A 22,250-nucleotide genomic window follows, 5' to 3' on the forward strand; every position below is an offset into this window, starting at 1 on the left:
ATCCATGGGGGGTTCGGGTGGGTTCGCGCAGGCTGCTGTCGCTGTCGGACGCGTTGGTACTGCTCGGCGCTGATCCGCCGCGCCTCGCCGCGCTCGACCGGGCGCTCGGCGGGGTGCTGGCCGTGGCGACGGGCGGCGTGAGCGACGGAATCCTCCGTATCGCGGACGCGCGGGGCCGGATCCTGGGGCTCGGACGTGACGCGGTGCGCGGGGTCGGGGCGCGGCTCGGGGCGGCGGACGGGCGGGTCGAGCGGGGCGAGGTGCTGCGGGCCGCACACACGGTCGTCGTGGTCCTCGGCTGGTTCGAGGCGCTCGCGGAGCAGGACCTTCCGTTCTCCCTCGACGCGGTGCGCATGACCCGTGGCGAGCAACTGTCGCTGGTCGGGGCCGGGGAGGCGGACGCCGGTTTCGCGCGGGCCCTCGCCGCGGTGGACGCGCCGTTCCCTGCGCCGCACCTCGCGCCGGAGGACGTGGCGCGGGAGCTCCGCGACTGGTACATGGCCCTGTCCGGGCGCTTCGTGCGGTTCGTGGCGGGCCTCGCGGTGTGGGACACGCTCACACCGGCGGGGCGGGATGCGGCGGAGCGGGCCCTGACGGGTGCGCTGCCCGGTGCGGCATGCGTCCACTACGACAGCCTGTACGCCCAACTCGCCCAACAGGCACCCGAGTTCGGGTTCTGGGCGACGCAGACCGAACACCGGGCGACGCGGGCCGGTGTCCGGCGGGCCCTCGCGGGGATCGAGGCGCTGCTGGCCGGTACGGCGTCGCACGCGCGGCCGCCCGTGGATGTCGCGGCCGCCCTGGCCCGCTCCCACGAGGCAGCGCTCTCCCGTCCGGTCCTGGACGCGGCGTCGGCGCCCGACGGCATCCGCGTACCGGCCCTGGAGGAGATGTATCTGGACCCGGACTTCCGGGTGCGGCCGGTGGCCGGGCAGCACGGGCCGGCGGACGAGTCGTGGTGGGAGCGGGCCCCGGTGCGCGAGGACCTGACCCGGTATCTCGCCGGGGCGCTGACCTCGGCGGGGCAGGAGCGCACTCCCCTCCTGGTGCTCGGGCAGCCCGGCGCGGGCAAGTCCGTCCTGACGCGGGTGCTCGCGGCGCGGCTCCCCGCGGCCGGATTCCTGCCGGTGCGGGTGCCGCTGCGCGACGTACGCGCCGAGGACGATCTCCAGGAGCAGATCGAGCAGGCGGTGCGGGCCGCGACCGGCGAGCGCGTCACGTGGCCCGATCTGGTCCGCTCGGCCGGGGGCGCGGTCCCGGTGCTTCTGCTCGACGGGTTCGACGAGCTGCTGCAGACGACCGGGGTGCACCACAACGACTTCCTGGTCCGGGTGGCCCGCTTCCAGGAGCGCGAGTCGGAACAGGGCCGTCCCCTGCTGGCCCTGGTGACCAGCCGCACGTCCGTCGCCGACCGCGCGCGCTACCCGGACGGCATGGTGGCACTGCGCCTCGAGCCGTTCCGTGCCGCGCAGATCCAGCAGTGGCTCGCGGTGTGGAACGACGCCAACGCGGCCGGGTTCGCGGCGAGGGGCGTGCGTCCGCTGTCGTGGCAGGTGGTGTCGCGGCACGCGGCGCTCGCGGCGCAGCCGCTGCTCCTGACGATGCTGGCCCTGTACGACGTGGCGGGCAACGCCCTGCAGCGCGACGGCGGAGAACCGCTGGACGAGGCCGATCTGTACGAGGAGCTCCTGTTCTCCTTCGCGCGCCGTGAGGTCGGCAAGACGAGCGGGGACGCCGTGCCCGACGACCTCCTGCGGGAGCGCGCCGAGCTGGAGATGCAGCGCCTGTCCCTGGTCGCGTTCGCCCTGCTCAATCGGCGCCGTCAGTGGGTCTCGGCGGCCGAGCTCGAAGAGGATCTGGCCGCGCTCCTGGGCCGTTCGTCCCCCGGGGCCTCCGGGTTCCGCACGCCGCTCGGCGCGGCCGAGGTCGCGCTCGGCCGGTTCTACTTCGTGCAGCGCGCCCAGTCGGTGCGCGACGGCCGGGTCCTCGCGACGTACGAATTCCTGCATGCCACGTTCGGCGAGTATCTGGCGGTGCGGCTCGCGCTGCACGTACTGAGTGCGCTCGTGCAGAACCGGCCCGCCCTCGCCCTCGGCGACCAGCGCGTGGACGACGACCTGGCGTACGCCCTGCTCTCGTACGCGCCCCTGTCCGGGCGCCAGATGCTCCGGTTCGCCGGCGCGATGGCGGCACGAATGGATGCGGCCGAGCGGGACAGGCTCAGCCGTGTCCTGATCCGCGTACTCGACCAGCACGAGACCCGCACCGGTGACCAGCACCCCGCCTACCGGCCCGCGACGCTGAGGGTCGCTTCGCGGCACGGCATCTACGGCGCCAATCTCGTCCTGGTCATCCTGCTGCTGACGGGCGGCACCACCGCCGCCGAACTGTTCCCCGGCTCGGCGAACCCGGTCAGTGCCTGGCACCGGCACGCCCTGTTGTGGCGTTCGGCGTTCAACGAGGAGCAGTGGACGGACTTCGCCCTGTCGATGACCCTGCACCGGTCCTGGGACGGCGACGGCCGTCGCACGCTCGACGTCGCGCCGCGGTACGGCGCGCCCGCACCGCCGGACCCGGTCGACGCGAACTGGCTCTACCGCTACCCACGGGGTCACGGCGGGCCCGGCTGGTCCCGGCCCTACTGGGACGAGATCTGGCACAAGATGGAGGTGTCCGGCGGGACGAACGACTCTCTCGTGCGGCACGTCATGGACCCGGTGTTCGCGTGGCTGGGCCCTTCCGTGACCACGTTCGTGGCCACGGAAGGGGAGCCGGCCACCTCGCTCGCGCACGACCTGCTGCACCTCCTGCTCAGCGGCGGTGCGGAACTGACCGACGCCGAGCTGGAGTTGACGTACCGCCGGGTGCTGCGCGGCATGGGGGCCCTGCCGGGCAGCCACGTCCATCGCGTCACGGCGCTGCTCGTCACCGCCGCGGGGCGGGACGACGCGCGGCTGCCGGCGGACCTGCGGAGCGAGATCTACTCGTTCGCGCGGTAGATCAGCTCCGCGCCCTGCCGTACACCTCGACCTCCGCCATGTTCAGCTCGACGGGCTTCTCGCTCGCCAGCCACACCCGCACGTAGCGGCCGTGCGCCGCGACCGGGATCGCCGTCGGGCCGCCGGCCTGCGCGGTCTCGTGGTGGGACCACACGCCGGGCTTGGTCAGCTGCTCGGACAGGGAGCCGGTGAAGGGCTCGTCGGAGACCAGTACGTAGTAGTCCTTGGTGCGGTCGGCGCAGCAGTCGCTGCGGTTGTAGACGTCGACGCGCTCCAAGTCGGCGACGGAGCCGAGGTCGACCTGCCACCAGGGCTGCGCGTCCTTGCCGCTGGTCGTCGAGAAGTTGAAGCGGTCGCCGTCGGCCGCCTTGTCCGCGCCGTACGGGAATCCGCCGTCCGAAGCGTAGTCGGAGCTCTGCTTCACGTCCTTGTCCAGGGCGAGTTGCCGCAGCGGCTCGAGGCCCTTCGAGGCGTCGTGCAGGTCCTGGACCTGGCTGACGAAGTCGTCGAGGAACGGGTCGGCGATCTTCACGGGGCCGGGCTGGTGGTGCTCGGCCGGGTCGATGGTGATGTGTGTGGCGGCGTCGGCCGCCTTGTCCATCGCGGCGCGCTCACCGGCCGCCTTCTCCGCGTCATGGGCGTCGATCGCCTTCAGCGCGGCGAGACCGTGCCCGAGGGCCTTGCCCCACAGTGCGGTGGAGTCCAGCCAGGGCCCGGCGTCGTGCAGGAACTGCTGGTCGGGCACGCCGGCGCGGAGGGCGGCCGGAATGCGCCCGATGTTCGTCGCGGTCGGCGTGAAGGAACGGATCGCGGCCTTCGGGTCGTTCTTGTACGCCTTCCAGAACGTGTCGAGCTGTGCGCTGAGGATCGGCGACTGCGGCTGCCAGGGCTTGGCGCCGAACGTCGGGGCCATGTGGTTGAGGTCGACGAAGGTCTGTACGGCGTCGGCGACGCGCGGGTCCCCGCCGGCCAGGTGCAGCGCGGACCGGCGGGCGGAGCGCGTGCGGTCGTAGCCGCGGTCGTTCCAGGAGAAGTCGGACATGGTGAAGACGGCGAGCTTGCTGGCCGCCTCCTGGTTCATCGGGTTGGAGACCAAGCCGCTGAGGTGCTCGGACAGGCCGGGCTCGCGCTTGTCGTAGGGGGCGAGCAGGAGTCGTCCCGAGGTCCGGCCGAAGTCGTTGACCGGGTAGTTGTCCCAGACGAACACCTTGCGCCCGAACAGCTCGGACGCCTTCTGTGCCTGGTCGTTGGTGATCTCCGGCGGGACGACGTCCGTGCCGGTCCACATCACCTCGACGTTCTTGTCGAGGTTCCCGCGGATCTCCTGCTTGTACGCGGTGTCGGTGAGGTCGCCGTACTCGGTGGGCACCATCTGGAGCGGGTTGGCGCCGTCGTGGGTGGCGATGAAGTCCTGCTGGACGGTGTTGAGCAGACCGACCTGCGCCTTCGCGGCGGGGCCGCGCCCGGGGGCGCCGAACTTCTGCTGGTCGGCGTCGCAGTTCCACTTGGTGTAGCTGATGTCGTCGAGCGGCACGGAGAACGAGCGCACGCCCAGGTCGTAGAGCGCCTGGAGCTTCGCGGTGAGGGCCTTCACGTCGGCCGGGTCCGAGTAGCAGACCGAGCCGCCCGGCGAGACGGCGAAGGTGAAGCGGACGTGGTTGGCGCGGGCCCGGTCGACGAGCGTGCCGAGCTGGGCGAGCTTGTCCGCCGGGTACGGCTCGCGCCACTTGTCGCGGTGGTACGGGTCGTCCTTGGGAGCGTACACATAGGTGTTGGACTTGACCTCGCCGAGGAAGTCCATCTGGTCCAGGCGCTCCGCCTCGGTCCAGGGCGGTCCGTAGAAGCCCTCGATGGAGCCGCGCAGGCGCATGGACGGGAAGTCGGAGACGGACGCTCCGGCGATCTTTCCCTTGGTGACGAGCTGACTGAACGTCTGGGCCGCGTAGAACTGGCCGGTCGCGTCCGTGCCGCCGAGCGCCACGGTCCGTCCCGAGACGCGCACGGCGTAGCCCTCGTCCTGGGTGGGGACGTCGGTGCCGCGCAGGGCCTTGGCCACGTCGGGGCGGGTGGCCGGGCCGAGGAGCACGGTCAGGGGTGCGTGCCCTGACGCCTTGGTGCGGACGTCGAGGTGGCGGACTCCGTGGGCGCGCAGAGTGGCGGTGAGGAGGTCGCGGGCGGGCTTGTCGGTGGTGTCGCCGACGACGAGTTCGGCGCGCGACGGCAGGGCGACGTCGGCTCCGGCGCGGGTCATGTGCTGCGGGGTCGGCGAGACGACGGGCAGGGGGCGGTCCGTCGGGTGTGCCGAGACGGGCGGGACCGCCGCTGCGGAGGCGGCGACGAGCAGGGTGGCGACGGAACAGGCGTGCAGGGCTCTTCGGGCTGTCATGGGGCACTGCCTCCGAGATATCGGGTCAGGGGGTGTGTGGGGGGGTGTCAGGGGGGCGCGGGGGGTGGTGTCAGTCGCGGGTGTGTTCGCGGTACAGGTCGAGTTCGCCGTCGAGTTCGAGGACGATGACCGTGCACAGGGGGTCGAGCTGGTCGTCGGTGACGTACAGGTACTCCCAGCCGGGCACCTCGCCGAGGCCGCCGACGCGCTCGTGGCGGATGTCCGTGCCGGTCCCGAGGACCCGCGCCGAGCGGACCGCGTTGCGGACGCCGCGCAGCACGACGTACTCGTTGGGCCGGTCGAAGAGGAACAGGTACAGGGTGCGCCGGTCGGCGGAGAGGGTGGACGGGCCGTAGAAGTGGCCGTGGGGCAGGCCGCGTACGGTGTCGCGGACGGCGGTGCGGTGCCCGGCGATCCACCCGCCGAGCGCTTCGAGGCGTTCGGCCTGCTCGGGTGGGATCGTGCCGTCGGCCTTCGGGCCCACGGCGAGCAGGAGGTTGCCTCCGCCGCCGACGGTCTCGGCGAGGACGCGGACGAGCCGGCGGGGCGACTTGTGGCGGTCGTCCTGCGGCTGGTAGCCCCACGAGTCGTTGACGGTGAGGCACAGCTCCCAGGGGCCCTTCGGCGGTTCGACGGGCACGCCCTGTTCGGGTGTCGCGTAGTCGCCGTGTCCGGTGAGACGTCCGTTGACGACGGTGTGCGGGCTCAACTCCTTGATGAGCGCGGCGAGTTCGGCCATGCGCCACTGTTCAGGGCTGCGCTCCCACTCGCCGTCGAACCAGAGCAGGTCGGGCTGGAACAGCCCGAGGAGCTCGCGGATCTGGGCGCGGTGGAAGGCGAGGAAGGCGCCCCAGCGCTCGGGTGACTCGTCACCGACGGCGGGCATCGAGTACGGGTTGCCCCGGTCGTCGGGGTCCTGCCCGTCCGGCCGGATCGTGGCGTAGTCCGGGTGGGACCAGTCGAGGTGCGAGTAGTAGAGGCCGACCTTGAGACCGCGGCGGCGCAGCGCGTCCACGTAGGGGGTGACGAGGTCGCGGGCGGCCGGGGTGCGCTTGACGACGGACAGCTCGCCCGCCTGCGTGTCCCACAGGGCGACGCCGTCGTGGTGCTTGGCGGTGAGGACCGCGTACGCGGCGCCCGCCTCGACGAACAGGTCGGCCCAGGCGTCGGGGTCCCACTTCTGCGCTTCGAACCCGTCGAGCTGCGCCATGTACGTGTCGTACGGGACCTGCCCGTCGAAGAAGGACCAGGACTCGGCGACGCCGTCGACGCTGTAGATCCCCCAGTGCAGGAAGACGCCGAGCTTGCCGTCCGTGAACCAGGGCTGCATCACCGGTAGTTCTCCTCGTCATGGCTTCACTAAAGCGCTTGAGTGTGGTGGACACTAAAGCGCTAAAGCTGCCTCGGCAAGAGGGCCCGTAAAAGTCTCCTGGAACTGTGCAAGGGGAGCCCCGCCGACATCGCCGATCTCGCATCGACGTGCTGACTGATGCACCAGTCAGCATCTCAACACACCCGTTGATCTGTATCGATGCGCCCCCGAGTGTTGAGATCTGCTCAACACGTGGCTAGGGTCGTCGACCGTGGAGCACGGAGACGAGAACCGAGACGAGGTCGCCGCCCGGGTGCGGGAGGTGATCACCGCCGCCGGGGTGAGCCAGCGCGAGTTCGCCCGGCGGATCGTCATGGACCCCTCCAAGCTGTCCCGGTCCCTGAGCGGCACGCGCCGCTTCACGGCGGCGGAGCTGGCCCGGATCGCGGACGAGGGGCAGATGGACGCGGGCCGGCTGCTCGGTGCGCGGCACCGGCCCCCGGCCCGCCCGGCGGGTACCGCCGTCCCGGTCGAGGGCGGCCGCCCCTCGCAGATCGTGCGCGAGACGGTCCGCCTCATCGCCGAGCGCGGCTTCCATGCCGTACGGGTCTCCGACATCGCCGAGGCCTGCGCGACCAGCACGGCCGCCATCCACTACCACTTCCCCGGCCGCGCCGAACTCCTGGAGGCGGCCGTGCGGTGGTGCATGGACGAGGACACCGCCCACCGGGCGGCGCGCATTGCCGACGCGGCGGACCCGGCCGACGAGCTGCGCCAGCTCATCGCGCTCCAGACGCCTCGCACCGCGCAGCAGCGCAGGCAGTGGGCGGTGTGGCTGGACCTGTGGGCCGAGGCGGCCCGCTCCACGGCGGTCGGCGACCTGCACGCCGAGTATTACCGGCAGTGGCGCGAGACCGTCGCCGACGTGGTGCGGCGCGGTGTCGCGCAGGGTTCGTATCGATCCGTCGACCCTGCGGCGGCGGCGCTCGCGCTCACCGCCCTGATCGACGGTCTGGCCACCCAGGTGCTCGCGACGGCGCCCGGCGCCCCCGGCACGGACGCCGAAGCGATGCACACGGCTCTGCTGGCGTACGTCGACAGCACCCTGACCGCACCCGCCCCCCAATGAACTGACTCACCATCACATCCCCCTGCCCCCAACGGCCTTCGGGTCCAAGGAGCGATGTCCGCATGCCCATGAACCAGGATGTCATCATCACCTGCGCCCTCACCGGCGCCGGCGACACCGTCCGCAAGAGCCCCCACGTACCGGTCACCCCCGAGCAGATAGCCCGTTCCGCGGTGGAGGCGGCGGACGCGGGCGCCGCCGAGGTCCACATCCACGTACGCGACCCCGAGACCGGAGCGCCCTCGCGCGACCCGCGGCTGTACCGCGAGGTCGTCGAGCGGATCAGGGAGACCGGCACCGACGTCGTCATCAACCTCACCGCCGGGATGGGCGGTGACCTGGTCATCGACCCGGACGAGCCGCTCAAGCAGCTGCCGGGCACCGACCTCGTCGGCGGCCTCGAAAGGCTGCCGCACGTCGAGGACCTGCTCCCCGACATCTGCACCCTGGACTGCGGCTCCCTCAACTTCGGCGACGGCAGCAACCTCTACGTCTCCACCCCGGACATGCTGCGCGCGGGCGCCAGGCGCATCCAGGAGCTGGGCGTACGGCCCGAGTTGGAGATCTTCGACACGGGTCACCTGTGGTTCGCCAAGCAGCTGCTCGCCGAGGGCCTGCTCGACGACCCGACCGTCTTCCAGCTGTGCATGGGCATCCCGTGGGGCGCGCCCGCCGACCCGGGTGTACTCCAGTCGATGGTCAACATGCTGCCGGAAGGCGCGCAGTGGGCGAGCTTCGCGCTCGGCCGGATGCAGATGCCGTGGGTCGCGCAGTCCGTCGTGCTCGGCGGGCACGTCCGCGTCGGCCTGGAGGACAACCTCTATCTCGGCAAGGGTGTCAAGGCCACCAACGCGCAGCTCGTGGAACGCGCCGTGACGATCGTCGAGGCGATGGGCGCCCGCGTCGCCACCCCGGACGAGGCCCGGCACAAGCTCGGCCTCAAGCCCCGCGCCGAAGCCGCCGCCGAAGCCGCCGCCGTCCCGGTCGCGGCCGCCCAGGAAGGAACCGCCTGATCATGACGTCACCCGAACCCGAGAACGTGACCCGTGTCGCCTGTGTCGGCGCCGGGGTGATCGGCGGCGGCTGGGTCGCCCACTTCCTGGCGCGCGGCTACGACGTCACGGCCTGGGACCCGGCGCCCGACGCGGAACTGCGGCTGCGCCGCCTGGTCGACGCCGCGTGGCCCGCGCTCACGCAGCTGGGTCTCGCCGACGGGGCGTCCAGGGACCGTCTCACGGTGACCGCCACCCTCGAAGAGGCCGTGGCGGACGCCGAGTTCGTCCAGGAGAGCGCCCCGGAGAAGCTGGACCTCAAGCGCGATCTGCTGGCCCGCCTGGATGCCGCGACGCCGCCCGGAGTCGTCATCGCGTCGTCCACGTCCGGCTATCCGATGACGGACATGCAGACGGACGCCGAGGGCGCGGGCCGCCTCGTCGTGGGGCACCCGTTCAACCCGCCGTACCTCATCCCGCTGGTCGAGGTGGTCGGCGGCGAGCGGACCACGGCCCAGGCCGTGGCGTGGGCCTCCCGCTTCTACGAGGTGGCGGGCAAGTCCGTCATCACCATGGACCGCGAGGTGCCCGGCTTCATAGCCAACCGCCTTCAGGAAGCGCTGTGGCGCGAGGCCCTGCACATGGTCGCCAACGGCGAGGCCACCGTGAAGGAGATCGACGACTCCATCACCGAGGGTCCCGGCCTGCGCTGGGCGTTCATGGGCCCGATGCTGACGTTCGCGCTCGCGGGCGGCGAGGGCGGCATGGCACACATGCTGGACCACTTCGGCCCCTCGCTGAAGTCGCCCTGGACCCGCCTCGAAGCCCCCGAGCTCGACAAGGCGCTGTACGACTCCGTGGTGGCCGGCTGCGACGACGCGGCGGCCGGGCGGACCATCGCCGACCTCGTGGCCGAACGCGACCAGGGCGTCATCGACGTACTGCGGGCGACGGGCCGCCTGCCCGGCGCCCGGAAGGAGGCCGGCCAGTGACGCCGCTGCCGCTGCTGCACAGCACCGTGCGCGCCGAGTGGATCGACTACAACGGCCATATGAGCGAGGCGTTCTACGTCCTCGTCTTCGGGCACGCCACCGACGCGCTGATGATCGAGACGGGCCTGCACTCGGGGTACCGCGAGTCCACCGGCTGTTCCCTGTACACGGTCGAGTCGCACCTGCGCTATCTGCGCGACGTCCCGGAGGGGGCGGCGCTCGCCGTCCGCACCCGGGTCCTGGGCGCGGCGGCCAAGAAGGCCCGCTTCACCCACGAGTTGTACGTCGTCACGGCCCCGGGCGCGGAGCCGGCCGTGGACGCCCAGCCGGTCGCCACGACCGAGCTGCTCGCCGTGCACGTCGACCAGAAGGCGGGGCGCGCGGCGCCGTTCCCCGACGAGGTCCGCGAGCGCTTCACCGAGCTGACCGAACCCGCCCCGGAGTGGGCGGGACGGTCCATCGCGGAGGTGTAGACGCGCGCGGTGACGTGACCCGCGCCCGACCCGGGGCGCGGGTCGTCGCGGTGACGTCGGCGGCCTGTTACGTGTAAAGATCAGCCAACTCCGCGGGAAACCTGAATACTTGACGTCACGGAGTGCCTCCTGTGGCATTCTCGCTGCACTGATGCCCTGCAGATCACCGAGATACGAGGGAGCAGGGGCCGTGACGGAGCACTCGGCAGTCACCGGCGTGCGTGGGCGCGGAGGCATCGTCTCGCTCGTGGAGTCGACGCTCGCGCTCGACCGCGCCGCGGAGCGTCCGCTGACCATGCTGCTCGGGCCACGCGGCAGCGGCACCAGCGAGCTGCTGTGCGTCCTGATGGAGCAGTTCGGAACCCGATACCCCTTCGGATACGTCAAGTTCACGTCGGGCCAGGAGCTGCTGCCGCGCTACGCCCTGGGCCTGCTCGCCCGGCAGCTGGCGCGGAATCTGCCGAGCTACCGCCACACGGCGTTCCCGCGCCTCGCCCTCGGGCTGCTCGCCTCCGACCAGGACCTGCCGCACCACGCCCTCACCGGCGGGCAGCGCGGCATCAGGGGCGCCCTCACGGACCTCGAGAAGAAGGCCAAGCACCAGCACGGCGACTATCTGGGCGCCTATCTGACGGTTGCTCAGGCCTCGATCGACGCTCCTGACGGGGCGAGCCGCAGCGCCCGTGCGCTGCTCGCCGCGGCGACGGACACGTCCGCGCGGTCGTGGGCCGGGCGCTGGGACCACTCGGCTGCCGCCTGGTTCGGACAGCACCGCCTCACCCACAGCTCCGACCCGTGGGAGTCGCTGCTCGAACTCAACCGCTGGCGCCACCAGGGCGACGAGCGCGACAAGCTCCGGCTCGACCAACTCCTTTGCTCCGCCTTCCTGGAAGACCTGCGCACCAGCGTCAAGGGGGCCTTCCGGCCGCGCTCGTATCTGCTGCTGCTCGACGAGACGCACACCGACCACGGCCGCGAGTTCCTCGATCTGCTGCTCCAGGCGCGGCACGACGACACGGTGCTCGGGCGCCGCCCGTGCGACCCGCTGTCCGTCGTCGCGGGCTGCAACCGGTGGCTGCCCCGCTGGGGCCCTGCGACCGGCGAGGAGTGGCCCTGGCAGCCGCGCGAGCCCGACCGGGCCTCGCTCGCCGACTGGCACGAGCACCGTCCCTCCGGGGACGGCCAGGACACGTGGTGGTATCCGCTGCGCATGCGCGACCTGGACCGCGACGAGGTGCGCATCCATGTCGAGCAGCAGCTCAACACGCACCCCGAGCTGACGCCGTTCACCACGCTCGCGCCGTTCGTCCACCGGCTCACCGGCGGGCTGCCCAAGGCCGTCCAGCAGGTGTTCGAAGTGCTCGGCGGGCCGAACGTGCCCCAGGTGCCCGGACCGCAGCAGAACCTCTGGCTGCGCGATCTGCCGCACCGGACCGTGTCGGCCGGGGGACGCAAGCCGTTCCTCGTGGACGCCGCGCTCGACGACCTGCTCGCCGACTTCGACGCCGCGGACCGGGACCGCCTGGCCCAATGTGCCGCCGCCGACGACCTGTTCGTGGGGGCGCAGCTCCTCGGCCGCGGCGCGGAGCTGTTCACCGACATCCGCAGCCGCTGGCTGCTGAGCGCTCCGGGCACCCTGTCCCTCCATCCCTGGCTCCGGCGGATGCTGCTGTGGCACCTGGCCGGGCGGGCCGGCGCCTGGGACACCGCGCACGAGGTCCTCGCGGAGCATTACGCGAACGGGGAGCATCGCGTTCAGGAGCTCTACCACCTCCTCGCGCTGGAGAAGGTCGACGAGGTGGCCGACTACCTCGTCACCCTGCGCAACACGGCACAGACGGAGGAATGGCTCAGCGCCTTCCACACCATCACCTCGGCCCCCAACCGGCTCGTCCACCCCGGCGGCCCGCTGGAGCTGCGGGCCCGCCTCGCGCCGGCCGACCCGGGCGACCAGGTCACCGTCCCCGCCGTGATCCGTGACCTGGTGGTGGCGCGCTGGCTGTGGAGCGACCCGCTGACAGATCCCGGCAGGCAGCTCAGCCCGGTCCTCGCCGACGGCTTCGTGCACCTGTCCCGACTGTGGAGGAACTACAACGTGGCCCTGGTCAACGAGGCGGAGCGCTACCGGCTCACGACACCCACCCGTACGCCGCCGATACTCGGGAGCGGGACATGAGCCCGCTGACCCTGCCGCGGTGGCGCGAGTGGTCCTGGCGGACGGTGAAGCTGGTCGCGGCCGGTGTGGCGCTCGCCGTGGTGCTCTCCGTCGCCGGATTCGTGATCTCCGACAAGGTCTCGGACGCCCGCGCCCGCTGCGCCGACGGCGTGACGCATGTGGAGCCGGACCGGGAGTGCGTGGGTGTCACCGACGGGTCGTACACGTTCGCCGGACATCTCAAGCAGGTCGAGAAGAAGATCGAGGAGGAGAACGAGCGGGTCTACGACCACCGCGGCACGGACCCGTACGTCACCGTCGCCTATCTCACCTCCTTCACCGTCACCGACGACGACAGCAACTCCGAGGACTCCGTACGGCACGAGCTCGAAGGCGCCTATCTCGCGCAGATCCGGCACAACACGGGTGACCTCGCGGCGTCCCCGAAGATCCGGCTGCTCGTCGCGAACACCGGGAGCGGCGCGCGCCATTGGGAGCACACCGTGGACGAGCTGATCGCCCGCAGGAGCGCTCCCGACCGGCTTGTCGCCGTGGCGGGCCTCGGCCCGAGCACCGGTCCGAACGTCGCGGCGCTGCGCAAGCTGTCGAAGAGCGGCATCGCCACGGTCTCCAGCATCATGACGGCGACCGACATCAAGGGCATAGAGGGTTTCGTGCGGGTCGCTCCGACCAACGCGGACGAGGCGCGGGCGGGCGCCGCGTACCTCAAGCGGCAGAAGAACAAGTACCGCACCGCCGTCGTCATCCAGGACGCCGACAAGGACGACCTGTACGCGTCCACCCTCGGCGAGGCGTTCAGCGAGGAGTACCCGGACAAGGACCACCGTCTCGTCGCGGACCGCATCACGTACGACTCCTCGGTACCCTCCGCCTGGCCCAACGAACTCCATTACACCGCAGAGCAGTTGTGCGGCGAGCGGCCCGAAGTGGTCTATTTCGCGGGGCGCGGACGCCATCTGTCGCACTTCCTGAACGCGCTCGCCAACCGCACCTGCCAGTCGCGGAACTTCACCGTGCTCACCGGCGACGACACGACGAACCTGACGCCCAAGGAACTCGACGCCGCGGCGCGCACGGGCGTGACCATGCTCTACACGGGCCTCGCCCACGCGGACATGTGGCACAACGATCCGGGCGCGGTGTCGGGCCCGTCGGCCGGCAGCTTCCAGCCGGGCGGCACCCTCGACAAGTGGTTCCCCGGCGACGCCCGTTACGACGGCCAGGACATCATGGGCCACGACGCCGTGCTCACCGCGGCGCAGGCCATCCGGATGGCGTCCAACTGGCAGGGCGAGGTGACGGGACGCTCCGTCGGCCGGATGTTCCTCCAGCTCGACGGGGACCGCAAGGTGCCCGGTGCGAGCGGCTTCCTGTCGTTCAAGGACAACGGGGACCCGCGCGATAAGGCGGTCCCGGTCCTGCGGCTCACGCCGAAGGGCGAGTCGGAGCTGGTCGATGTGTCGGCGCCGGGCGGCAAACCGGCCACGCGCAGGTAGGCCGCCGTATCCATGGCCTTCAACCCGGCCTATTCTCAAGTGTGTTGAACGGGCCGACGTTTGCGAGGGCGTGTGGATCCATCCGCTTTCTTCTACACGAGCTGCACCCGCGGCGACGGCTGGCCGGCGCTCACCCGCTTCCACGCCGATCTGGAGTACCGGTTGCGGGCTCAGGAGGGTCACGGCATCAGCGGCGCCCTCGGCGCGGCGATGAACCCCGACACGGCGCCGAGCAGCGCCATCACCAAGGCCGGCGTGATGATCGCGCTCTACTCCCCGAGATACTTCCAGGACCGGGCCTGCGGCCTCGAATGGGCCGTCGTCCAGGCCCGGATGCGCCGTCGCGCGCACACCGCGGGCATCCAGGTCCCCGGCTGTCTCATCCCGGTCTGCTGGAAGCCCGTGGCCGACCGGCTGATCCCGCAGGCGGTGCGCCGCTCCGAGTCGTTCCCCGGCCCCGGCGCCTTCGACTGGCTCAGAGGACAGGGCCTTCACGCCCTGGTGTCGTCGTCCGAACCGGGAGCCGACGAGCGGTACTACGTGTTCGTCGAGCAGCTCGCCAAGAGCATCCTGGACGCCGGGCGTGCCGGGCTCGAACCCCTCGATCCCGACGAAGCCCGCGACACGCTCCCCGCGTTCGGCTCAACGTACGGAGCGGCCGGACCGGTCCGCCCCGGCCTCAGGGTGCCCGAGCAGCCGGATCCCCGGCACGAGAGCGCCGCCGGTGAGCCCCGCTCGGTCGCGATCAGCTACGTCGGCGCCGACCAGGCGTGGGCCGACTGGATGGACGACGTGCTCAGCGAGGAGGGCCACACCGTGCGCCAGCGCCGCTGGCGCGTCGGGCGCGAGACCCTGTCGCAGGCCGTGGAGCGCGCACGGGACGGCGCCGACCGGGTCGTGGTCGTCTTCTCCCGCAGCTACTTCGACGCCGGGAACACCGTCCCCACCGACTGGGAGAGCGCCTTCACCCCGCCCGCTTCCGACCCGTCCTGGCTCGTCGCCGTACAGATCGACGCGGCGCCACGGCCGGTTCTCGTACGCGGGGTCAAGGTCCTCGCGCTGGAGGGCTCCGGTCCCGACCAGGCCGAACGGCTCCGCGAAGGAGTCACGGACCCGGTGGGTGCGACACCCCGCGACCCCGCGGGGGGAGCGCGTTGACCGGGTCGAGACGTTCCGCGACCGATCCTCCGCCGATATCGAACCTGCCGGTCCAGGCGACCCCGTTCGTCGGCCGTGACGAAGAGATCGCCGCCATCCACGACCTGTTCGAGGACCACCGCGCGGTCCTCCTGCACGACCCGGCCGGCCGTCGGCACGGGTACGGCAAGTCGGAGGCGGCCATCACCTACTGCCACCGCTACCGCATGCGCTACCGCGTCGCCTGGTGGTTCAACTGCTCCCACGAGAGCGATCCCGACCGGCTGCGGCAGCTGATCGAGCGCGGGACGGACGAGCTGCACACCCGGTACCGCGAGGTCCTGCGCGTGGCGCAGATCCCCGAGCGCCCCGACGACAAGTGGCTGCTCCTGTACGACAACGTGGCCGATCCCGACCGTGTCCAGGACCTCCTCCCGGCCGGCGACGCCCGGATCCTGGTCACGTCCCGGCCGCGGGGCTCGGTGTGGGACGCGGACGCCCGGCTGCCCGTCGGCGATCTCGACCCGTCCGAAGTGGCCAGTCTCTTCCGTCAGTTGGCCGAGATCAGACAGCCCGTGGCCGAGGATCTCGCCCGGACGTTCGCGGGACATCCGCAGCAGATCATCGCCGTGGCCGAGCAGATCCGGCGGGGCACGCCGCCCGCAGCGTGTGTCGCGCTCGCCGACGCCGTACGGCTCGCGCCCCCGCCCGCGCGGCCCGCACCGCCGCAGCCGTCGGGCCATGTGCGGATGAGCGCCCAGGACCGGGAGACGCTCATCGACACCCTGCTGTCCTCACCGGTCTGCCGGGACCTGCCCAGCTACCGTGCCTGGATCAAGGCCATCGACCGGCGGGCGACGGTGTCGTCCAGCCTGCCGTCGGAGACGGAGACCATCCGCACGCGCGTCGTCGGCCTGGTGTCCATCGCCCTCAGCCGCGACGCGCCCGATGTCCTGCTGGCCCTCGCCAAAGCCTTCGAGGCCAGGGCCGGCCGGCACGAGGCGCAGCTCGTCCGGGCGCTGATCGGCCCGGCGGCGGCGAACTGGAACGAGAACAAGGAGCCGATACGCGCCGTGCTGCCCCCACGCCCCGCCGATGCCCCGTTCTTCTTCACCAGCTACGCGAACCGGGAGGACGACCAGGAGCACGTCGCCGAGTTCCACGAACGGCTCGAACAGGAGCTGCGCATCAAGCGCGGCCGCAACGTGACGAGCACGGGCTTCCTGGACCGCCGCAGTCTCCAACTCGGCCTGACCTGGCGGGAACCGATGGTCGAGGCGATCCGCTCGACACGACTGCTGGTCGCGCTGATCACCGCGGACTACTTCGAGAGCGAGTGGTGCCGGCGGGAGTGGGCCGTGATGATGGAGCGCGCCCGCCGTGCCGGGCGTTCGCCGGGCGACGAGCCGGTCGCCATCCTGCCGCTGTTCTGGGTCAAGCCCCGCGGCCCGCTCCCCAAGGATCTCGCGTCCATCCAGTACAGCTCGCCCGCGCTGTTCGGCGGGAGCAGAGCCCCGGACAACCTGATCGACCTGCTGCGCGAGGACAAGAAGAAGGCCGCGGCCTTCATCCGCAGGCTCGCCGACACCATGATCGAAGCGGCGGACCGCGACCTTCCGGCGCTCGAGGCGAACGCCGTACGGGACATTCCGCTCGCGTTCAGCGAGTGGGACACGGGGGACACGTCGCTGCCGGGCTCGAAAACGGGCTCGGGCCCAGGTCCGGGCGACGCCCAGCCGCATCCGGAACCCCATCCCGATCCCGAGCCACAGCCACAGCCACAGCCACAGCCACAACCACAGGCGAAGCCTGAGCCCGAACCGGCACCTGATCCGGCGCCTCGCGAACGGGCCGAGCAGCCCTCTGAGCCCTCCCGCGTGCCGGACCCTCGCGTCTCCCCCGAGCCCCAGCCTTCGGTACGTCCCACAGCACCCTCACCCACGACGGCGCCCACTCCTCCTGCGGGCTCCGACAAGACCCGGCTCATCGAGGCCCTCACGACCGGCCCGCTGCGCGAGCCCACGCGGTACACACCCTGGGTCGAGGCCGTGCTCCGGGACGTGGACGAGGTGCACCATCCGGCGGTCACGCAGTTCGTCGACCCGCTCAGGAGACGGGTGCACCTGCTGGTGAACTTCGCCTACGACCAGTCCACCCCTGACCTGTTCCGCGCCATGGCCCGCGCGCTCACGCTGGTCGACCCCGGCGGCGCGGACGCCCCCGACGAGACCGTGACCGCGGTGCACCACCTCGTGGACCGTATTGTCGCGGCATGGCCTCATCACTCGTGACCCCGGACCGAAGACCGGCGCGCGACTGCCCGTTCTGCCGGATCGCCGCGGGTACGGGACCCGCCCGCCTGGTCGGCGAAGGCCAGGAGGTCATCGCCTTCCTGCCGCTGCGCCCGGTCCATCCCGGTCACGTCCTCGTCGTGCCGCGGCGCCACCTGGAGGACATCTGGGACCTGGACGAGGCCACAGCAACAGCGGTGAGCAGTACGGTACTTCGGGTCGCGCACGCCGTACGCGCGGTGTTCCGGCCCGACGGGCTGAACGTCATCCAGTCCTCGGGGGCCGCCGCGACCCAGACGGTGCCGCACCTCCACGTCCACGTGGTCCCGCGATTCGCGAACGACCGGATGGGCGCCATCTGGCCCGCCCCCGCCGACGGGTCGCCCCTCGCGCTGGACGACGCGGCGAGCCGGTTGTCCAAGGCCCTAGAACAGGACGGCCAGGGCGATGAGCTGGGCCAGGGCGAGGCCGCCGTAGAAGAGCGCGACCGTCAGGGAACCCGCGGCCCGTAGCGCGCCGGCCCGCTCCGCACCGCCGCTCGCGTCGAGGCTGAACGGCTCTATGTCGCCGCCCGGCCGCCGCACCTTGTCGTAGAGCCGTCTGAACAGCCGCTCCTTGTACAGGAAGTACCCGTCGAGGAGCCAGAACGCCACGATGGGGACGAAGCCGGTGGCCGCCACCGTCCGGCTCTCGTTCCCGGCGGCGAAGGCGAGCAGCGCACCCATCAGGGTCAGCGCCCAGCCCTTGATCAGGAACGAGTTGTTGCCCATCCGCGCGACGACGGCCTGGATCAGTTCGAGGTGCCTGATCTGCCCGTCGTCCAGAACTGTCCGGCTCGCAGGTTCCGCTGTCACGGCATTCCCCCTTCGGGCGGAACCCTACCCAGCCACCGGGCGCGCGTGGCGCTGTCGTCCCCGTCACTTACTGGTATCCCGTCACGTACTGGCCGAAATAAGCAACTGCTTAGTACGCTGGCTGCGCGGGGCCCGTCGGCCCCCTGATTCGGTACCGCCCGTCACCACCAGTGCGCCTGGAGTAACCGCATGGCATCCCTGCTGCTGTCCCGCCGCGACCTCGAGTTCCTGCTGTACGAGTGGCTCGACGTCTGCGCGCTCACCTCACGGGAGCGGTACGCGGACCACTCCCGTGAGACCTTCGACGCGGCGCTCGGACTCAGCGAGCAGATCGCGACGCGGCACTTCGCCCCGCACAACAAGAAGAACGACGCGCAGGAGCCCACCTTCGACGGGGAGCGGGTGCACACCATCCCCGAGGTGAAGGAGGCGCTACGGGTCTTCGGCGAGTCAGGGCTCATCGCGAGCGCCATGGACTACGAGGTGGGCGGCGGGCAGCTGCCGTCGGTGGTCGCCGACGCGTGCTTCGCCTGGTTCCAGGCCGCGAACGTGGGTACGTCCGCGTACTCGTTCCTCACGATGGGCAACGCCAACCTCATCCTCGCGCACGGCTCGAAGGAGCAGATCGACACCTACGTGCGCCCCATGGTGGAGGGCCGCTTCCTGGGCACGATGTGCCTCTCGGAGCCGCAGGCGGGATCGTCGCTCGCCGATGTCCGTACGCGGGCCGAGCGGCAGGAGGACGGGACGTACCGCCTCTCCGGGAACAAGATGTGGATCTCCGGCGGCGAGCACGAGCTGTCGGAGAACATCGTGCACCTCGTACTCGCCAGGACCCCCGACGGCCCCGCAGGTGTGAAGGGCCTGTCGCTGTTCATCGTCCCCAAGGTCCTGGTCCGCGAGGACGGTTCGCCGGGCGAGCGCAACGACGTGGTCCTGGCGGGCCTCAACCACAAGATGGGCTATCGGGGCACGACGAACGCGCTCCTCAACTTCGGTGAGGGCGCCCACCGGCCGGGCGGAGCGCCGGGCGCCGTCGGGTACCTCGTCGGCGAGGAGAACCGCGGCCTCGCCTACATGTTCCACATGATGAACGAGGCCCGGATCGGCGTCGGCCTCGGCGCCACCGCCCTCGGCTACACCGGCTACCTGCACGCCCTCGACTACGCGCGCACGCGCCCGCAGGGCCGCCCCCTCGCGGGCAAGGACCCGGCCGCCCCGCAGGTCCCGATCCTCGCGCACGCCGATGTCCGCAGGATGCTGCTGGCCCAGAAGGCTTACGTGGAGGGCGCGTTGGCGCTCACCCTGTACTGCGGCCGGCTGCTCGACGAGCAGCACACCGGCGCCACGCCCGAGGCCCGCTCCGCCGCCAGGCTGCTCCTCGACGTGCTCACCCCGATCGCCAAGAGCTGGCCGTCGCAGTGGTGCCTGGAGGCCAACAGCCTGGCGATCCAGGTGCACGGGGGCTACGGCTACACCCGCGAGTACAACGTCGAGCAGTTCTACCGCGACAACCGGCTCAACCCCATCCACGAGGGCACGCACGGCATCCACGGTCTCGACCTGCTCGGACGCAAGGTCGTCATGGACGGCGGGGCCGGGCTCGGCCTGCTCGTGGAGCGGGTCACGGCGACGACCGCCCGCGCGGCCGAAGCCGGCGGAGAGGCCGCCGCGTACGGCGCCCTCCTCAACACCGCGGTACACCGAGCGGTCACCGTGACCCAGCGCCTGTGGTCGACCGGCGACCCGGAGACCGCCCTGGCCAACGCCAGCGTCTACCTCGAAGCCGTCGGGCACGTCGTCGTCGCCTGGATGTGGCTGGAGCAGCTGCTCGCGGCGGCGCCCGGTACGGAGGCCGTCCACGAGGGCAAGCGCGGCGCGTGCCGCTACTTCTTCCGATATGAACTGCCCAAGACCGAGGCGCAGTTCAGCCTTCTGGAGTCCCTGGACCGGACGGCTGTCGACCTCGCGGAGGACGCCTTCTGACCGGCTGATCGGCGCGGCGGCCCGTCCACCGCAGAAGGACGACGGAGCAGACGGCCGCGAACGCGCACCACGTCGAGACGAACTCCCACCGCCACAGCGCGACACAGACCGCCGCGCCGGCCGCGACCAGCACACCGAGCAGCACGAGGCCGCGGTCGGCGGACAGGAGCAGCGAGCCGACCGTGGCCAGGAGGTACCCGGCGACCAGGAACCCGGCGTGCGGCAGCCCGAGGGCGTACCCCACGGTGTGACCGCGGATCTCGGCCGTCACCGTGCGGGTCGCCAGCGCGTACGCGAGCCCCGCCGCCGTCACGGCTCCGGCCGCGAGCGGGATCAGCAGCAGCCCGCGGGCGCGGCGGGGCGCCGCGCAGATCACCCCGGCGGGCACCCACAGGGCCAGGACCGGTAGGGCGATCACGGCCCAGGCCAGGGTCGCGGGCCCCGACCCGCCCCCGGATCGCCACAGGACGGACTCGACGATCTGATGGGCGCCGAGGAGCAGCGGCAGTGCTGCGAGCGGCAGGTCGCGGGGCCGCCGGGCGCGGACCGCCCGTGCGACGCAGCCGACCCCCACGGCGGCGATCGCGGTGCCGGCCACGAGGTCGGCCGTCGCGCTCCAGCACATGCCACATCACCACGGTTCCGGGTCGCGCGCCGACGCCCGTCGCCGTCCGCGGTGCGGCCACGCTACGACGCCATGGGCCGCCACCGGCCGCGCCGACACGGAGTCCGGCGGGACAAGGCAGTTGAGGAACATCGGGACTTGGGGGACGGACCCACGGAGACGGCGAAAGACCCTGCCTCTACGATGGCCCGATGACGTCGATCAAGAAGTTCCAAGTCACCTTCGACTGCGCCGAACCTGAGCGCGTCGCTCGTTTCTGGTGCGAGGTCCTGGGGTACGTCGTACCGCCGCCCCCGGAGGGATTCGCCACTTGGGGCGACTTCGAACGCACGCAGCCGCCCGAGCGTCAGGGCGCGGGGTTCGTCTGCATGGATCCCACCGGTGTCGGCCCGCGTATGTACTTCCAGCGGGTTCCCGAGGGCAAGGTCGTCAAGAACCGGGTGCATCTCGACGTGCGGGTCGCCACCGGGCTCGAAGGCGAAGAGCGCCTGGCCGCGCTCGAGGCCGAATGCGCCCGGCTGGTCCCGCTCGGCGCGGTGCGCGGGCAGCTCCTGCTCGCCGATGAGTACAACGAGTCGTGCCTCGTGATGCAGGACATCGAGGGCAACGAGTTCTGTCTCGACTGAGGCCGCGAACGCCGCCCGCGGGGTGGCCTACCGGGCCCAGAGTCCGCGTACATGCCCGAGGTGGCGGGTCATGACCGCGCGCACCGCGTCCTCGTCACGGGCGACGAGGGCGTCGAGGATCTCGAGGTGCTCCTCGGCCGACGCCTCCAGGCGACCCGCCTCCACCAGCGCGTTCAGCCCGTAGAGCCGGGAGCGCTTGCGCAGGTCGCCGACCACCTCGACCAGGTGCTCGTTGCCGGAGAGGGCGAGCAGCCCCAGGTGGAACCGGATGTCGGCCTCGACGTACGCGATGAGATCGCCGGCCACCGCCGCGTCGACGATCTCCCGCGCGACGGGGCGCAGCGCCTCCAGGGCATCGAGGTCGGCGGTCGTGGCGAGTTCCGCCGTGGTCGGGATCTCGATCAGCGAGCGGATGTGCTTGTACTCGTCGAGCTGCTTGTCGGATACGGCCGTGACGCGGAAGCCCTTGTTCGGCACCGCGTCGACGAGGCCCTCCTTCGCGAGGTCGAGCATGGCCTCCCGTACCGGCGTCGCGGACACCCCGAAACGGACGGCGAGGGTGGGCGCCGAGTACACCTCACCGGCCCGCAGCTCACCCGCGATCAGTGCGGCGCGCAGCGCGTCGGCGACCCGCTCGCGGTAGCTGCTGCGCGTCCCGCCGAGGCTGGGCAGGGCGGGAGCGGCGGACGGGGCGCTGCGCCGGTCGGCCATGGGGTGGTCCTCCTAGGTGACATGTCACGTTCCACAAGTATCCCGTGGCAGGTGGAGTGCTGCGG

General features: G+C 71.7%; 17 protein-coding genes. 12 read left to right on the forward strand and 5 right to left on the reverse strand.

Annotation, left to right across the window (positions count from 1 at the left end; translation table 11 throughout):
- The first annotated feature begins 17 nt into the window (after positions 1–17).
- The gene (locus ACIPWY_RS21475; RefSeq protein WP_393702631.1) at positions 18–2,999 is read left to right on the forward strand and encodes a hypothetical protein; all 2,982 of its coding nucleotides are present in this window, start codon (positions 18–20) and stop codon (positions 2,997–2,999) included.
- A gap of 1 nt (position 3,000) precedes the next feature.
- Here ACIPWY_RS21475 and ACIPWY_RS21480 read toward each other — a convergent pair whose 3' ends face one another.
- Entirely contained in the window at positions 3,001–5,385 is a 2,385-nt protein-coding gene (locus ACIPWY_RS21480) for a beta-N-acetylglucosaminidase domain-containing protein (RefSeq protein WP_393702633.1), read from the reverse strand.
- A gap of 70 nt (positions 5,386–5,455) precedes the next feature.
- On the reverse strand, positions 5,456–6,715 hold the full coding sequence (locus ACIPWY_RS21485) for an alpha-L-fucosidase (RefSeq protein ID WP_393702635.1): 1,260 nt from the start codon (positions 6,713–6,715) through the stop codon (positions 5,456–5,458).
- 253 nt (positions 6,716–6,968) lie between these two features.
- Here ACIPWY_RS21485 and ACIPWY_RS21490 point away from each other — a divergent pair, with 253 nt between their 5' ends.
- The 9 genes from ACIPWY_RS21490 to ACIPWY_RS21530 all read left to right on the forward strand — a co-directional run bounded on the left by ACIPWY_RS21490 (position 6,969) and on the right by ACIPWY_RS21530 (position 17,895).
- The gene (locus ACIPWY_RS21490) at positions 6,969–7,826 is read left to right on the forward strand and encodes a TetR family transcriptional regulator C-terminal domain-containing protein (RefSeq protein WP_393702637.1); all 858 of its coding nucleotides are present in this window, start codon (positions 6,969–6,971) and stop codon (positions 7,824–7,826) included.
- A gap of 62 nt (positions 7,827–7,888) precedes the next feature.
- Positions 7,889–8,839 carry a 3-keto-5-aminohexanoate cleavage protein gene (locus ACIPWY_RS21495; RefSeq protein WP_393702639.1) on the forward strand — a complete coding sequence of 317 codons (951 nt, stop codon included), beginning with the start codon at positions 7,889–7,891 and terminating at the stop codon, positions 8,837–8,839.
- Between the two features lie 2 nt (positions 8,840–8,841).
- Positions 8,842–9,810: a 3-hydroxyacyl-CoA dehydrogenase NAD-binding domain-containing protein gene (locus ACIPWY_RS21500; protein ID WP_393702641.1), complete on the forward strand. Its 969-nt coding sequence runs from the start codon at positions 8,842–8,844 to the stop codon at positions 9,808–9,810.
- The gene (locus ACIPWY_RS21505) at positions 9,807–10,283 is read left to right on the forward strand and encodes a thioesterase family protein (protein ID WP_362906590.1); all 477 of its coding nucleotides are present in this window, start codon (positions 9,807–9,809) and stop codon (positions 10,281–10,283) included. The genes ACIPWY_RS21500 and ACIPWY_RS21505 overlap by 4 nt, the downstream gene beginning before the upstream one ends.
- Before the next feature lie 190 nt (positions 10,284–10,473).
- Positions 10,474–12,459, forward strand: coding sequence for a hypothetical protein (locus ACIPWY_RS21510; protein ID WP_393702644.1), 1,986 nt, complete (start codon positions 10,474–10,476; stop codon positions 12,457–12,459).
- Complete coding sequence (locus ACIPWY_RS21515; protein WP_393702646.1) at positions 12,456–13,955, forward strand: ABC transporter substrate-binding protein; 1,500 nt, start codon at positions 12,456–12,458, stop codon at positions 13,953–13,955. The genes ACIPWY_RS21510 and ACIPWY_RS21515 overlap by 4 nt, the downstream gene beginning before the upstream one ends.
- Positions 13,956–14,027: 72 nt before the next feature.
- Entirely contained in the window at positions 14,028–15,113 is a 1,086-nt protein-coding gene (locus tag ACIPWY_RS21520) for a TIR domain-containing protein (RefSeq protein ID WP_401534411.1), read from the forward strand.
- A complete protein-coding gene (locus ACIPWY_RS21525; protein WP_401534413.1) occupies positions 15,110–17,383 on the forward strand; it encodes a TIR domain-containing protein in 2,274 nt (757 codons plus the stop codon). The genes ACIPWY_RS21520 and ACIPWY_RS21525 overlap by 4 nt, the downstream gene beginning before the upstream one ends.
- A complete protein-coding gene (locus ACIPWY_RS21530) occupies positions 17,365–17,895 on the forward strand; it encodes an HIT family protein (protein ID WP_362906599.1) in 531 nt (176 codons plus the stop codon). The genes ACIPWY_RS21525 and ACIPWY_RS21530 overlap by 19 nt, the downstream gene beginning before the upstream one ends.
- On the opposite strand, the gene ACIPWY_RS21535 is transcribed toward ACIPWY_RS21530, so the two are convergent.
- Positions 17,809–18,237, reverse strand: a complete 429-nt coding sequence (locus ACIPWY_RS21535; RefSeq protein WP_362906601.1) for a hypothetical protein — start codon at positions 18,235–18,237, stop codon at positions 17,809–17,811. The genes ACIPWY_RS21530 and ACIPWY_RS21535 overlap by 87 nt on opposite strands.
- Positions 18,238–18,426: 189 nt before the next feature.
- On the opposite strand from ACIPWY_RS21535, the gene ACIPWY_RS21540 reads away from it, so the two are divergent.
- Complete coding sequence (locus tag ACIPWY_RS21540; RefSeq protein WP_393702653.1) at positions 18,427–20,223, forward strand: acyl-CoA dehydrogenase; 1,797 nt, start codon at positions 18,427–18,429, stop codon at positions 20,221–20,223.
- Here ACIPWY_RS21540 and ACIPWY_RS21545 read toward each other — a convergent pair.
- Positions 20,165–20,848: a DUF6629 family protein gene (locus tag ACIPWY_RS21545; RefSeq protein WP_393702655.1), complete on the reverse strand. Its 684-nt coding sequence runs from the start codon at positions 20,846–20,848 to the stop codon at positions 20,165–20,167. The two genes, ACIPWY_RS21540 and ACIPWY_RS21545, sit on opposite strands and share 59 nt — an antisense overlap.
- A 191-nt stretch (positions 20,849–21,039) precedes the next feature.
- On the opposite strand from ACIPWY_RS21545, the gene ACIPWY_RS21550 reads away from it, so the two are divergent.
- The gene (locus tag ACIPWY_RS21550) at positions 21,040–21,474 is read left to right on the forward strand and encodes a VOC family protein (protein WP_362906606.1); all 435 of its coding nucleotides are present in this window, start codon (positions 21,040–21,042) and stop codon (positions 21,472–21,474) included.
- Between the two features lie 27 nt (positions 21,475–21,501).
- On the opposite strand, the gene ACIPWY_RS21555 is transcribed toward ACIPWY_RS21550, so the two are convergent.
- Positions 21,502–22,185, reverse strand: a complete 684-nt coding sequence (locus tag ACIPWY_RS21555) for a GntR family transcriptional regulator (protein WP_362906608.1) — start codon at positions 22,183–22,185, stop codon at positions 21,502–21,504.
- Positions 22,186–22,250: the final 65 nt, after the last annotated feature.

The organism is Streptomyces sp. NPDC090032 (genome assembly GCF_044748025.1).
Taxonomy (GTDB): Bacteria; Actinomycetota; Actinomycetes; order Streptomycetales; family Streptomycetaceae; genus Streptomyces.

Excerpts from the sequence above, each read along its gene's own strand:
- ACIPWY_RS21480 (WP_393702633.1), bottom strand. The coding sequence starts at position 5,385 with ATGACAGCCCGAAGAGCCCTGCACGCCTGTTCCGTCGCCACCCTGCTC.
- ACIPWY_RS21485 (WP_393702635.1), bottom strand. The coding sequence starts at position 6,715 with ATGCAGCCCTGGTTCACGGACGGCAAGCTCGGCGTCTTCCTGCACTGG.
- ACIPWY_RS21495 (WP_393702639.1), top strand. The coding sequence starts at position 7,889 with ATGCCCATGAACCAGGATGTCATCATCACCTGCGCCCTCACCGGCGCC.
- ACIPWY_RS21500 (WP_393702641.1), top strand. The coding sequence starts at position 8,842 with ATGACGTCACCCGAACCCGAGAACGTGACCCGTGTCGCCTGTGTCGGC.
- ACIPWY_RS21515 (WP_393702646.1), top strand. The coding sequence starts at position 12,456 with ATGAGCCCGCTGACCCTGCCGCGGTGGCGCGAGTGGTCCTGGCGGACG.
- ACIPWY_RS21530 (WP_362906599.1), top strand. The coding sequence starts at position 17,365 with ATGGCCTCATCACTCGTGACCCCGGACCGAAGACCGGCGCGCGACTGC.
- ACIPWY_RS21540 (WP_393702653.1), top strand. The coding sequence starts at position 18,427 with ATGGCATCCCTGCTGCTGTCCCGCCGCGACCTCGAGTTCCTGCTGTAC.
- ACIPWY_RS21545 (WP_393702655.1), bottom strand. The coding sequence starts at position 20,848 with ATGTGCTGGAGCGCGACGGCCGACCTCGTGGCCGGCACCGCGATCGCC.
- ACIPWY_RS21550 (WP_362906606.1), top strand. The coding sequence starts at position 21,040 with ATGACGTCGATCAAGAAGTTCCAAGTCACCTTCGACTGCGCCGAACCT.
- ACIPWY_RS21555 (WP_362906608.1), bottom strand. The coding sequence starts at position 22,185 with ATGGCCGACCGGCGCAGCGCCCCGTCCGCCGCTCCCGCCCTGCCCAGC.